The following is a 12,298-nucleotide window of genomic DNA, read 5'->3' as shown; positions in this document are numbered from 1 at the left end:
CGGATGATTGACCGCCCCCCGGATTTCGCCGCATAGGTTCGACAAGGCGCGGCAGGTCAGGGGATTAGCGCGATGCACGAACATCTCACGCTGACGACGCTCCAGCCGATCCTGCGCTGGCTGGACATCGCAGGGCTTTCGGTCTTCGCCGTTTCGGGCGCGATCCGGGCCGCGCGGCAACGGCTGGACCTGATCGCGGCGGCCTTCTTCGCCATCGTCACCGCGACCGGCGGCGGCACCATGCGCGACCTGCTGATCGGCGCCCCGGTGTTCTGGATGCGCGCGCCAGCACCGCTGGCGATCTGCCTCGGCGTTGCTGTCGTCGTCTGGCTGGTGCCGCCGCGCTTCTGGCCGGAACGGGCGCTGGACTGGTTCGATGCGGCGGGGCTTTCGGCCTATGCGGTGTTCGGCGCGGGCAAGGCGATGAGCTATGGCATCCCGCCGCTGCCCGCCGCCGTGATGGGCGTCGTCACCGCCTGCATGGGCGGCGTGATCCGCGACGTGGTGGCAGGCGCGCCCTCGATCCTGCTGCGCAACGAGCTGTATATCACCGCCGCCGTGCTGGCCGCCGGAACCTATGTCGGGCTGACGGGGCTTGGCCTGTCGAACACCGCCGCTTCGCTCACCGCGACAGCAGCGGGCTTCCTGCTGCGCGGCGGGGCGATCCGCTGGGGATTCGCCCTGCCGCGTCATCGGGGGTAATGGGTCCTGACCCTAGGGCCGCGCCTGCGCCAGCATCTGGAGCGAGGCCGCGAAATAGTCGTTCGAGAGTTGCGAGGGCGCCGCCGTATTCAGCAGGCGCGAGACGATCGCCGCGCCGCCTTCAGACACCGCATAGTTCGCTTCCTCGCCCGTCATCACGTCCACCCACGCGGGGATCGGGCGCCCCTGCGCCAGACAGCCGCGCCAGTAGGCGGCGATATTGTCGGTGAGGCCCGTGCGCCCCGCCATCGTCGCATAAAGCGGAACGCGGATCGCATCGAAGCCGAAGCGCGGCGGCTTGTCCGGCGCGGGCGCGACCTGATCGCGGCCCGTGACCAGCACCCAGTCGGTCGGCACACCGTGAGCGCCGAAGCGCGACAGGCGCAGCAGCGCATCGGCATCGTTGATGATGCCGCGCCATGCCGCCTCGCCATCCAGTTTCGCGAAGGCTTCCATCGCGCTCCAGATGAAATAGCTGGGATTGATGGTGATGCCGTTCGTCTCGACGAAACCGGCGATACCGGGGACGAGGATCTCGCGGCCATAGCGCGTTGCCACGCACTTGGCGCGGATGTCGGCGCGCACGGCGGCGGAGCGCTGGCGCCACGCCGAATTGCCCCAGCGCGCCGCCGCGATGGACAGCGCCCAGGCGATCAGCACGTCGCCGTCGGTCGCGTTGTTGGGATCGCTGACCGGGTTCGCGAGCTTCGGATCGTAGCGCCAGGAATAGAGCGCCATGTCCTTGCGCAGCAGCGTGCGGTCCGCCCAGTCCGCCATCTTGGCGAACGAGGCGCGGTCTCCCGCCAGCGCGGCGAGGACCATGCCGTAGCCCTGCCCTTCGCTATGGCTGATCCCGCCGTTGCCGTTGTCGACGATGCGGCCTTCGGGTGCGAGAAAGCGCTGGCGATAGAGCGGCCACCAGTTGCCTGCGAGCGAGCCGGTGAACGGGCGCCCCTCGGCATGGCTCTGGGTGCCGGTGTTGCAGGCGGCGGTCATCGCCAGCAGCATGCCGATCGAGAAAGTGCGACGATTGAGGTTCATCATGTCAGCGGCCGTGTCGCAATTCGAGGGTGGAGGCGGTCCAGTGGCTTTCGGTCTTCAGCACCGGGCCGGAACCCAGCATCCGGAACCACGCATCGTACGCGCCTTCCAGCACCGCGCCGAGCGCAATGCGCCAGTTGGGATCGTCTTCGGGATCATCGGCGACCAGCGGCGCATCGCGATGGCGCACGATGATCGCCTCGCGCCCGACCGCGAAGTCGGCCTCGCCCCAGCCCAGCCGCTGCCACAGCGCATTCACCCGCACGCTGAGCCCCGAGACGTCGTTGACGCCATCGAGCTGTTCCATGCCCGCCAGCCGCTTGCCCACGCTGCGGAAGAAACCACGCGCCTGTGCTTCGGGAACCGCATTGAACGCCTCGTTCACCGTGGCGAGCGCAAAGGCGGCAAAGCCTGCCATGCTGTCGCTGTCCGGGTCGTCGGGCGGGCTGGGAAAGGCGCTCATCTTCACTTGCTCGATCCCCCGAAGCTCTGGCGGACGCCGAGCATGCTGCGGAATTCGTCATAGCTGCCGAAGGTGTTGTAGCTCGCCTCGCCGCCGATGCGGGTGTTCGGGCTGACGCGGTAATAGACCGAACCCGCCGCCGACAGCGCGAAGCCGGTGCTCGACAGGCTGTCGTAGTCGGCGCGCACATCGTTGTCCTCGGCCTTGAGCGCCTCAAGCGCGGCCTGTGCCGTCACGTCAGTGGGATACAGCGCGCTCTCGTCCTGGCTGTAGCTCTGGAAGCCGGGCGTCAGCGAGGCGGACACGTCGAACTTGTCGTTGTTGTACTTGTAGTTGATCGGGAAGCCGACCGAGATGAAGCGCTGCGGGCTGAAATAGCCGCCATTGCCGAACGTGAAGTAGTTCTGGCTCTTGTCGTAGGACTGGTAATTGACGTTCAGGCCCACCGTCAGCGACGAATGCTGATCGCGATAGGCGCGCACGTAGCCGCCCACATTGCCCTCGTAACCGCTGTTGTTGGGCGTGTTGTCGCCGCGGAAGCTGTAATAGCGGCCCTGCACATAGACACCGGTGCCTTCGTGATCGTACGAGAAGCCCGCGCCGCCCGCCGTGCGCATCACCTGCCCCCAGCGCTCGCCCGTCACCGGATCGAGCGTGCCGGCGTAGGAGACGATCGAATCCGTCACCGGCTGACGCTCGACCATGGCGCTCAGGCGCACGTCCTGGCTGACCTTGGGATTGGCCTCGGCATGGAAGGTAAGCTTGGTCTGCCCCATGCCGATCGGCGTGGTGCCGATCTCGGCCTTGGCCGCATCGCTTTCGTAGCCCGCCGCGAAGGCGACGCCCGAATCGTTCTGCGTCTGCGCGTTGGTGAGCGCCGAAGGCTCCGCCGCAACGATGCCTTCCGCTTCGGCGGTGGCATTGTAGCCGAAGCGGGCCAGCGCCGATCCGGTCGGGCGTCCGGCGTCGATCACCGTCGCATCGGCCCGTACATAGGCGCGCCCCTTGAGCACGCCGGTCGAAAGCTTGGCCGAGCCCTTGATCGCGGAAAGCTTGCTGAGGCCGGTCTCGCCCGCGCGCTGACGGTAATCGGTGGTGACTTCGGCCTGCGGGGCATTGTCGCTGGACAGCTGGGCGATCTGCGACTGAATCTGCGCCATCACCGGATCGGCGGAATATCCCGCGCCGACAGGTGCGGTCTGTTCCGCGCCGGTGAAGGCTGCGGTTCCCTGCATGGCATTGCCCTGCATGGGGGCAGCCTGCATGCCGCCGCCAAAGCTCTGTGGTGCCTGCGTCGGATAGGACGGCGCCCCGAAAGCACCGGAAGACGCTGCCGAGGCGGCGGGCACCTGGCTGCCACCGCCGAAGCCGCCCCCGAAGTTGCCTCCGGCATTGGCGTTATAGGCCACCGGCGCGGCATAGCCCGTCGCGCCGCTCTGGCCATAGCTTCCTTGCGCATAGCCGCCCTGAACCGGCGCATAGCCGCCATTCGACGGCACGCGCGCGCCGTTGCCCAGCGCGAAGGGATTGACCGGCGCAGGCGCCATCGCGACCTGCTGCGAGGCGAAGGGATTGCCCGCATTGCCCTGCATCGTCGCGAAGGGGTTGTTGCCGGAAAGACCGCCAAGCCCGGCGCTGCGCGCGTAAAGCTCGCGCGCTTCCTTCAGCATGTGCACGGCCGAGCCCTGATTGCCGCGCGCCTGCTCCACGCGGGCCAGCGTCAGGTAGACCTGATAATCCTGCGCGAAACCGCGCAGCACCTGATCCTCGGCCTGCTGCGAAAGCTGCTTGTCGCCCGCTGCCTGCGCCGTCTCGGCCAGCCCCAGCAGCGCATCGCGATCGCCCGGCTTCTTCTGGAGATAGAGCTGCCAGGTCTGCGCCGCACGGCCGGGCATATTGCCGCCCTGATAGAGACGCGCGAGCCCGGCAAGGATCTCCACGTTATCGGGCGCGGCGTTCCAGGCTGACTGAAGCGTATCGAAGGCCTGCGCGTATTGCCCCGAAAGACGCTCGCGATCGGCCTGTCCGATCATCAGCTGCGCATTCATGCGGGCATAGGCCTTCTGGCCATCGGGCGAGGTGCCGACCATCTGGCTGGCGCGCTGGAGCGCCTGCTGGGCCAGATCATCGCGCCCTGCGCGCGTGAACACGCCGATCAGGCCTTCGTAATCGCCGACCTCGGTGATGTTGCCTGCCATCGTCGACTGCGCCAGTTGCAGCGCGTCCTGCGTATCGCCAAGGTCGATCAGCGCGGTGGCGACGGCGGCCTTCTTGCCCGCCGGAAGGTTCGGGATCGAACCGATCTGCTGGAGCGCAGCGATACCTTGCGCCTTCTGCCCGCTCTTGGCCATGTACTGCGCGCGCACGATCGCCGCGTCGGTCTTTACGCCGAGCGCAAAGGCGCGCATCTGCGGCGTCTGCTGCGTTTCGGGAATACGGTCGATCAACTGGTCGGCAGCGGTCACCCGGCCCAGTTCGTTGTCGATCAGCGCGGCGGCATAAAGCGAATCCGCACGGCCCGTGCTTTCCAGCGAGCGCAGCAGCGATTCCGCCTCGGGCACGCGCCCGCGCGAAATCATGTAGCGCGCGAACTCGTAGCGGATCCACGGATCATTGGGATCGGCGACGAGCCCGGTCTGGAACTCGCGCTGCGCGGTCATGTCGTCGCCATTGGCAGCGGCGGCCAGCGCACGACTGCGGATCGCGCGCAGTTGCAGGCGGTTCTCGTCCTGCGCACCGCCCTTGTCTCCGTTAGCCGCCTGTGCGTAGAGATCCGCCGCATCGGCATGACGGCCCTGCGCGTCATAGAGATCGGCCAGCAGTTCCAGCGCAGGCGCAGGCTGCGGATAGCCCGAGCGCACCAGCGCTTCGGCATCGGCCTGGGCATCGGACAGGCGGCCCTGCTTCTGCAGCGAGCGGGCATCGTCGAGCCCGGCAAAGAAGCGCGCCGAGGCCAGCCCCTGCGACCACTGCGCCGCCTTGCCATAGCGCGAGGCCTGTTCGAGCAGGTCCGCCGCTTCGGCAAAACGGCTCTGGCGCAGGCGCACGAGGCCAAGACCGCCGAGCGCATCGCCGTCATGCGCGTTCACATCGAGCGCGCGCTGGAACTGCGCCCCCGCCTTCGCCAGATCGTTATCGTCCAGCGCGTCGAAACCGGCGACACGCGCAGTGCCCGCCCGGTTGGCGGCAGTAACCGGAGCAGGCGCTGCCGGTGCTGGTCGTACCGGTGCGGGGGCCTGTCGGGGCGCCGGCATCGGCGTGCTTTCGCGCACGACAGCAGGCCGCGCGACCGGCTGGGCCCTGGGCGCAGGCTGCGGTTTGGGCGCAGGTACAGGCTTCGGCGCGGGCGCATTCGTCGCGCCCTTCACCGCCGGATCGTTCGGCGCCAGCGCGCGGGCGCGGCGCAGCGCCTGCTGGGCCAGATCCTCACGCCCCTTCGAGCGCCAGTACTGCACCTGCTTGAGCAGCGCCGCCACCGCCGGATCGGCAGCAAAGGCCGGAGCCATCGGCACGACCGAACAGGCTGCCCCCGCCAGCAGCAGCGTCAACCCAAGGCGGGCGCGGCGACGGTTACGGGGCGCAGGGCAGTCGTTCATCAATGGCCGTCCTTGTTGACACCGTCCTTGTTGGCGAGACGGCGCTCCGCCTGTCGACGGAAGTAGAAATACGCAGGTCCAGCCAGTACGACAGCCAATAGCAATGTGGCCAGCCCCATCAGCAGCGGACGGCCCGAAAACCAGTAGGCAATCTTCATCCAGGCGGGCAGCGAACCTACCCAATAGGTGTTGCCGAGCAGGAAGCTGGTCATCCCGTCGCCATCCGTCACCGAAAGATCGCCCTGGATGGTGGCATTGATCTTGGTGTCGGCCATGCCCGAAACAATGCCCGGCAGAGCTGCGCGGTCATCGGCCAGCACGGCAACCACCGTACGCTTGGACGCAAACGGCGAACGGAAACTGACGATCCCGGCAAATCCGCGTGCGTTGTAGACCACCGGTGCTGCATCGTCCGGATCATCGGTGTCGGTGCCGCCGAACAGCGCCGTGACATTCTGCAGCGCGGTACGCTCGGCCACGCGCAGGCGGCCATTCTCGAAGTGGACGGGGGCTCCTGCGAACAGCGCATCGTCCCCGGCGAGGGAAGACGGCCCGATCACCAGCACATCCTGATCGCGCAGCTGATCGGCATCGGCAGACGAGGCCACGGTGACCGCCGTGGCAGGCGCGCCGGTGGAATCGCCGAAGCGGCCCATCAGCATCAGGAACGCCTCGACCGTTGCAGGCTGCGGATCCGGCGCCATGATGACGGTGGTTCCGGCAAGGTCGGGATTGACCGTGAAGGGGAAACCCGCGCCGGCGAACGTCGCCAGATCGGGCATCCGCAGTGCGTGATAGGCATGCGTAAGGTCGATCGTGCTGTTGGGATCGATCGCCACGCGCACATTGTCGGGCAGCGTGCCGGTGCACTTCTTCTTGTCGGCAAGGACAAGGTTGTAGTCCATCGCCAGCTGGTTCTGGCCGAACAGGTTGTAGCGCGGCAGGGTGACGGTGGCGCTGGAGTCCGCCGTGCTCACGCCGCCCCAGCCGAACAGGCGCTGCCACAGGCCTCCGCCCAGCGGCAGGCTGCGCAGGTACTGACCGTTGATCGAGACATCGAGACGCGAGGCGCGCTTGTCGAGCCAGTCGGCCACCGGATAGCGATAGCCCAGGCTGAGGCTGCCCCCTGGCGCGGCCAGAAGAACAGATCGGGCGCGACGCGGAACGCGGCAGTCAGCGGTCCGGGCGGGATGCCCATGCCCTGAAGCGCATAGTCGGGCATGATATCGCCCAGCTTCACGGCCTTTTCGGTGCTGATCCAACGCGGCGCGCTGTAGGGCGCCCAGGTGGGAATGCGCACGCCGTCGAAGGTCATGCGCGGACCGCCGAACACGCCGCGCCCCAACGAAACCGCCGCGGCGGCAAGCCGCAGATCACCGTCGTTGCTGCCGGTCAGGACCAGCAGCGTCCCGTCGGGATCGATCGGGTTGGCCACCACAGCTGCCGACGGTCCGCCCGAGGTATCGACATTGAGGCCGGGGATGGACTGCCCGGTCTTCAGGAAGACGATGGCATTGCCACGCGGCAGCGAACCGTAGACCGGCTTGAAATCGTAGCCGCGATAGCTGGCAAGCGCCCCCAGCCACGACGCAACGCTGGCAGCCGCTTCCAGTTCGCCCTTGTGCGGCTGTCCCGCAAAGACGAACGGCATGTTCAGCGGCAGGTTCTGGCCCTTGTCGAAGAACGGCAGCGGCAGGCGCGAAAGATCGCGGCTGAAGCCGAGCGGCGCATAGCTGACATCCAGATAGGTGCCGGTGTTTGAGACATTGGCCCACAGCGAGGAGTGGAACGGGTCTTCGCAATCACGGGTATAATGCCCGATCAGGCGCAGGTTCAGGCGGTTGTCACCGGGCAAGAACAGCGCCGGATTCACCGGGATCGTCAGCGTCTGACCGCCCGACATCGCGCGGGTGAGCGGGATCGTCTGCACAACCTCGCCGTTCACCAGCACCACCATCTGGCTCAACCCTTCGAGCAGCGCCGGCGACCAGGCCATGCGCAGCGTCATTGTGGCGGATGTAACCACACGGTCCTGGCGCATGCCGAACGGGATGCCGATCTCGCCGTGGGTGCCCTGCAACCGGATCGGCTGGCTGACACGCAGATCCTTGAGCGTCAGGCGCTCGCGCACGGTGCTGGCCTGCGAGGGCGCCACGCCGTCCGTTTCGGCGGGAGCTGCGGAATCGGCGGTCGCAACTTGTGCAGCGCGCGGGGCGGGGGCCGCGAAGGCAGGGATCGCCCCTGAGGCGAGCAAGGCCGCCGTCAATGCAGCCGCGCCGATCAGCGCGGCCGCCTTGGCCAGCGAGCGACGGTCGGCAGTATGCTTGGCCGCCGCTTCCTTCTCGGCCTTGACGCGGGCCATCGCCTCGCCCTCGATCTCGCGGATACGGCGGCGCTCGGCGCGGTTGAGGCCGATCAGGCGGCGGATCGTCACCATATCGACGCGGATGATGTCAGCCAGCGAGCGCAGACCGCTGACCGGCTTGGGCTTGCCGGTCGGCTCCCATGCATCGGCACGGCCCATCACCGCTCGCACGAGATGGCGCGCGGCCAGCGTATCGAGTTCGAGGAAGCGCACGAAGGCATTGCCGTTGGCAACGCGCACCGTTTCCACCGGAATCGAGAGCACTTCATCGCCCATCGCCATGGTAATGTGTCGCAGGGTACGGTCCTTGGTCGGCAGTTCTGCGGGCAACTGGATACCCGCGCCGCCCATCGAGATGTCGATGGTGCGCGCAGGCACGGTATGGCCGCTTTCGAGATAGGCGGTAACGGGCAGCTGGACCGGCACGCGGATGTCCTGGCGGGCCTGACGCGTCTCTCGGGCAACCGAAACGGCGGCAAGCAGGATCGCAAGGCTGAAGCTGGCCCAGGCGACGTTCAGCACCAGCGAGTCGGTCTGGATGTTGAACATGTAGGGAAAGAACACGCGCTTCACGATACCCATCGTGATACCGGCGACGATCACCCCGATGCAGATCAGGTGCGGGCGCACGATTTCCCAGTCGAAATAGGTGCGGTCCAGCAGCTGGCCCTTGTCGGTCACGTTGAACTTGCCCTTGCGCGGCTGGAACCAGGTGGCGACGGTAGGCTTCACGAGGTGGAAGGCCAGAATCGTCTCGTAGACCTCGCCCCAGAACGGACGGCGCTCTCCGCCCTGCGTGCGCTCGTTGGCGACCGACGAACAGAACAGGTGCGGCGCGGCGTAGGAGAAGATCAGTCCGGCGGAAGCCTGGATGATGTTCTGGCCGAAGATCAGATAGGCGAGCGGGCTGGTCAGGAAGACCAGACGCGGCAGCGGATACTGGAAGTGCAGCATCGCGTTCAGGTAGCAGAGGCGCTGCTGGAGAGTCAGGCCCCGGCCCAGCAGCGGATTGTCGATGCGCAGGATCTGCGTCATGCCGCGCGCCCAGCGGATGCGCTGGCCGACGTGCAGGACGAGACGCTCGGTCGCAAGGCCTGCCGAAAGACGCGCCGAGATATAGGCGGTGTTCCAGCCGGTGCGCTGCAGCTTGAGCGCGGTATGCGCGTCCTCGGTCACGGTCTCACCCGCGAAACCGTTGGTCTCCATCAGCGCCTCGCGGCGGATGATCGCGCACGAGCCGCAGAAGAAGGTGGCGTTCCACAGGTCGTTGCCGCCCTGCACCGCGCCATAGAACAGGTCCCCCTCGCCCGGCATGTCGCCCATCGTCGAGGCGAGGTTGCGCTGCACCGGATCGGGCGAATACATGTGGTGCGGGGTCTGCAGCAGCGCGAGACGCGGGTCGCGCTGGAACCAGCCGACGGTCAGCTGCAGGAAGGCGCGGGTCGGCACGTGATCGCAGTCGAAGATGGCGATCAGTTCGCCATCGGTCTTCTTCATCGCCGCGTTCAGGTTGCCCGCCTTGGCGTGCAGGTTGTTGTCACGCGTGATGTAGCCGCAGCCCGCTTCCTTCGCGAAGGCGCGGAAATCCGGGCGCTTGCCGTCGTCGAGAATGAACACCCGCACGCGGTCCGCCGGATAGTCGACGTCCATCGCCGCAAAGACCGTGTTGCGCACGATCTCGAGGCTTTCGTTGTAGGTTGGAATGTAAATATCGACCGTGGGCCACACGTCCGACGGCCCGATCGGTTCCACGACAGGCCGGTTGAGCGGCCAGCTGGTCTGGATGAAGCCCAGGATCAGGATGATCCAGGCATAGGCCTCGGCGATGTAGAGGCACGAACCGAACAGGAATTCGGGCAGGGTCGAGAACGACAGCGTCTCGGTCGTGCGCCAGAACATGTAGCGCGTCGAGACGATGACCGCGAGGATGCCAAGGGCAAGCGAGCCCTTCTGGCCTTTCCAGCGCTTGAGCACCAGACAGCCGGCGATGGTGACGCCTGCAAACATCCACTGTGCCTTGTTGTCCAGCGGCACGCCAATGACGAGCGCGGCCATAAGCACAATCGGCACCACCGCCACCAGGCGCATGATACCGGGAGAGAGCAGGCGATCCTTCATGCGACGCGGCTCTGCTTGGCAGACTGACGTACGTCCGCCGCAGCTTGCCGCGTATCTACGGCAGAGGTGTCGACGGCGGAGGTGTCGAACGCCACGCCCTCCGCTTCGAGACGCACCCCGACCGCCTGGGCGATCTGCACCAGATCCGTCAGCGCGGCGCTGGTGGGCGCATAACGGTCCAGCGGCTGGAGCATGGCACCCGCCTCGGGAACCGCTTCGTCCAGACGTACACGGCCCAGCAGGCGCGATCCGGCAAGTTCGCGCAGGAACGCGGCCGAATGGCGCGACAGGCGGCGGGTTTCGTCAAGCCGGTTGAGCACGAGCATGCTCTGCGCGCCCCACACGCCATCCTCGCCATCGATCAGACGCGGGATCATCGAGAGACATTCCGGCGCAGCGGTCAGCGTGCACAGGTGCAGCTGCGCGATCTCCAGCAGCGAGCGCGCGAAACCGAGCTGTCCCGAAGGCACATCGACGATCATGACGCGCTCGTTACCGGCTTCCAGAAAGCCCAGATCGCCGATCATCGCCGCGAAATCGGGCTCGTGTTCGGCGCGCGTCATCTTACGCAGATCGATGCCGTTGACCACCACCGCCTGGTCGGCGGGCGCCAGCAGCGAAGGCAGGCGCGTGGCAGGCGGCAGCGCGAAGTGCAGCGGCAGCGGGTCGAAAGTTGCGGTGGTCAGCACGGTGACTTCGGCGCCCTGCGCGACCAGCCCCTGGGCGAGGTGTGCGGCAACGAAAGTGGTGCCGGTGCCGCCCTTGGGCGAATGACAGACGATAAGGGCCATTATCCGGCTCCGTGCAGAGTGGGACGGGAGAAGCCGTTCAGCGCGGACCTGTCCCTGAAAAGGTTCGCGGATGCGATGACATCGCCGCTCTGCGCGGGCAGTGCGGCGTATTGCGCGAAGAGCGCATGGATCGGAGCGCTATGCTGCGATGCGTTGGCAGCTTCCGTTGCTTGCGCCGACAATGCCTCGGCCACATCGTGAGCGGGCTCCTCGGCAAGCTGCGCCATCGCCGGATCGCCGAGCACCTGCTCGAACAGCGGCCACAGCTCCAGCTCGCTGAAGCGATCGGTAAACGCCTGATAGGCAAAGTCGGTCTTGCCCATTCTGGCCAGCAGTTTCTTGGCATCGACGCGCACGGCAGTTTCTCCGTATTTCTACGAAATATTTCGCAGATAATGGTTAACGAGAAGTTCCCCCGGAACTTTCTTCCCGCCGTTTACTATCGATGCGAATTTCCTAGAATACGTAGGTAGATCCAATCTTGCTGCATTGCGGAAACGTTCCTTAACGGGACAGACCCCAAGCCCCTTCCGCAAGTCGCCGGAATCGCGCCGGAAAGTATGCCCTGCAATGCCTTTGCCTTGTCGCAGAACGCTAATCTGATTGCAGCATGACGTTACCGTGAAGCCCCCTGCACCCCGGCACCGCTGCACGAGCGCAGAAGCGCCCCCTAAAATCGTTTGCGACGCCCTTGCCGGAAACGCGCCCCGAAACGGGGTTTTCACTCCGAATCGGTCGCTCCGCGTCATCAGAGCTTGCCGCTCTGGTTGAGTTGCGAGAGCTCGCGCAGCATCGCACGCACGTCCTGCTTGGGGCGTTGGGGCGCAGGCGCAGGGACGGAAGGGGCGACACGAGCCGCTTCGGGATTCTCGTAGCGTGCGAACAGGGAACTGAATGCCTCGTTCTGCGCAGCGCTGAGCGCAGGGGCAGAAGGGGCAGAAGGGGCAGAAGGGGCCGCCGGCGCTGCTGTCGCGAAGGCCGGCATCGCCGGCGCAGCGGAAGCCGCCAGTCCTGCCACCGCCTCGATCTCCTCGACACTGATCGTGTCGCCGGCATCGTCGAGGCTGGCGAGGCGCGGATCTTTCAGCAGCGCTTCGAACAGCGGCCACAGCTCCAATTCACTGAAGCGATCGGCAAATTCCTTGTAGGCGAATTCCTGCTTGCCCAACCGGTCGAGCAGAGCCTTGGCATCGACGCGCATCGCAAAACCCTTCCGTATTTT

At 66.5% G+C, this 12,298-nt stretch carries 7 protein-coding genes and 1 pseudogene; 1 reads left to right on the top strand and 7 read right to left on the bottom strand.

Annotated elements, in window-relative coordinates:
* Positions 1 to 72 precede the first annotated feature (72 nt).
* The gene (locus CI805_RS03715) at positions 73 to 702 is read left to right on the top strand and encodes a trimeric intracellular cation channel family protein (RefSeq protein WP_260926367.1); all 630 of its coding nucleotides are present in this window, start codon (positions 73 to 75) and stop codon (positions 700 to 702) included.
* Positions 703 to 714: 12 nt separating this feature from the next.
* Here CI805_RS03715 and CI805_RS03710 read toward each other — a convergent pair whose 3' ends face one another.
* The 7 genes and pseudogenes from CI805_RS03710 to CI805_RS03680 form a co-directional block, all read right to left on the bottom strand.
* The gene (locus CI805_RS03710) at positions 715 to 1,746 is read right to left on the bottom strand and encodes a glycosyl hydrolase family 8 (RefSeq protein ID WP_313958520.1); all 1,032 of its coding nucleotides are present in this window, start codon (positions 1,744 to 1,746) and stop codon (positions 715 to 717) included.
* Between the two features lies 1 nt (position 1,747).
* Positions 1,748 to 2,206 carry a cellulose biosynthesis protein BcsD gene (gene bcsD / locus CI805_RS03705; RefSeq protein ID WP_260926366.1) on the bottom strand — a complete coding sequence of 153 codons (459 nt, stop codon included), beginning with the start codon at positions 2,204 to 2,206 and terminating at the stop codon, positions 1,748 to 1,750.
* A gap of 2 nt (positions 2,207 to 2,208) precedes the next feature.
* Positions 2,209 to 5,802 carry a cellulose biosynthesis protein BcsC gene (locus CI805_RS03700; RefSeq protein ID WP_260926365.1) on the bottom strand — a complete coding sequence of 1,198 codons (3,594 nt, stop codon included), beginning with the start codon at positions 5,800 to 5,802 and terminating at the stop codon, positions 2,209 to 2,211.
* Positions 5,802 to 10,222 (bottom strand): annotated as a pseudogene (gene bcsA, locus CI805_RS03695) (UDP-forming cellulose synthase catalytic subunit). The gene CI805_RS03700 and the pseudogene bcsA overlap by 1 nt, the downstream one beginning before the upstream one ends.
* Before the next feature lie 59 nt (positions 10,223 to 10,281).
* Entirely contained in the window at positions 10,282 to 11,076 is a 795-nt protein-coding gene (locus CI805_RS03690) for a cellulose synthase operon protein YhjQ/BcsQ (RefSeq protein WP_260926364.1), read from the bottom strand.
* Entirely contained in the window at positions 11,076 to 11,432 is a 357-nt protein-coding gene (locus tag CI805_RS03685) for a hypothetical protein (protein WP_260926362.1), read from the bottom strand. Before CI805_RS03685 ends, CI805_RS03690 begins: the two co-directional genes overlap by 1 nt.
* Positions 11,433 to 11,824: 392 nt before the next feature.
* Positions 11,825 to 12,277, bottom strand: coding sequence for a hypothetical protein (locus CI805_RS03680; RefSeq protein WP_260926360.1), 453 nt, complete (start codon positions 12,275 to 12,277; stop codon positions 11,825 to 11,827).
* Between the last annotated feature and the right edge of the window lie 21 nt (positions 12,278 to 12,298).

The organism is Novosphingobium sp. 9 (genome assembly GCF_025340265.1).
GTDB lineage: Bacteria > Pseudomonadota > Alphaproteobacteria > Sphingomonadales > Sphingomonadaceae > Novosphingobium.
This window is presented reverse-complemented; position numbering and strand designations above follow the sequence as displayed.

Coding starts and splice junctions, on each gene's coding strand:
- CI805_RS03690 (WP_260926364.1), bottom strand. CDS start 11,076: ATGGCCCTTATCGTCTGTCATTCGCCCAAGGGCGGCACCGGCACCACT.
- CI805_RS03700 (WP_260926365.1), bottom strand. CDS start 5,802: ATGAACGACTGCCCTGCGCCCCGTAACCGTCGCCGCGCCCGCCTTGGG.
- CI805_RS03680 (WP_260926360.1), bottom strand. CDS start 12,277: ATGCGCGTCGATGCCAAGGCTCTGCTCGACCGGTTGGGCAAGCAGGAA.
- CI805_RS03715 (WP_260926367.1), top strand. CDS start 73: ATGCACGAACATCTCACGCTGACGACGCTCCAGCCGATCCTGCGCTGG.
- CI805_RS03710 (WP_313958520.1), bottom strand. CDS start 1,746: ATGATGAACCTCAATCGTCGCACTTTCTCGATCGGCATGCTGCTGGCG.
- bcsD (WP_260926366.1), bottom strand. CDS start 2,206: ATGAGCGCCTTTCCCAGCCCGCCCGACGACCCGGACAGCGACAGCATG.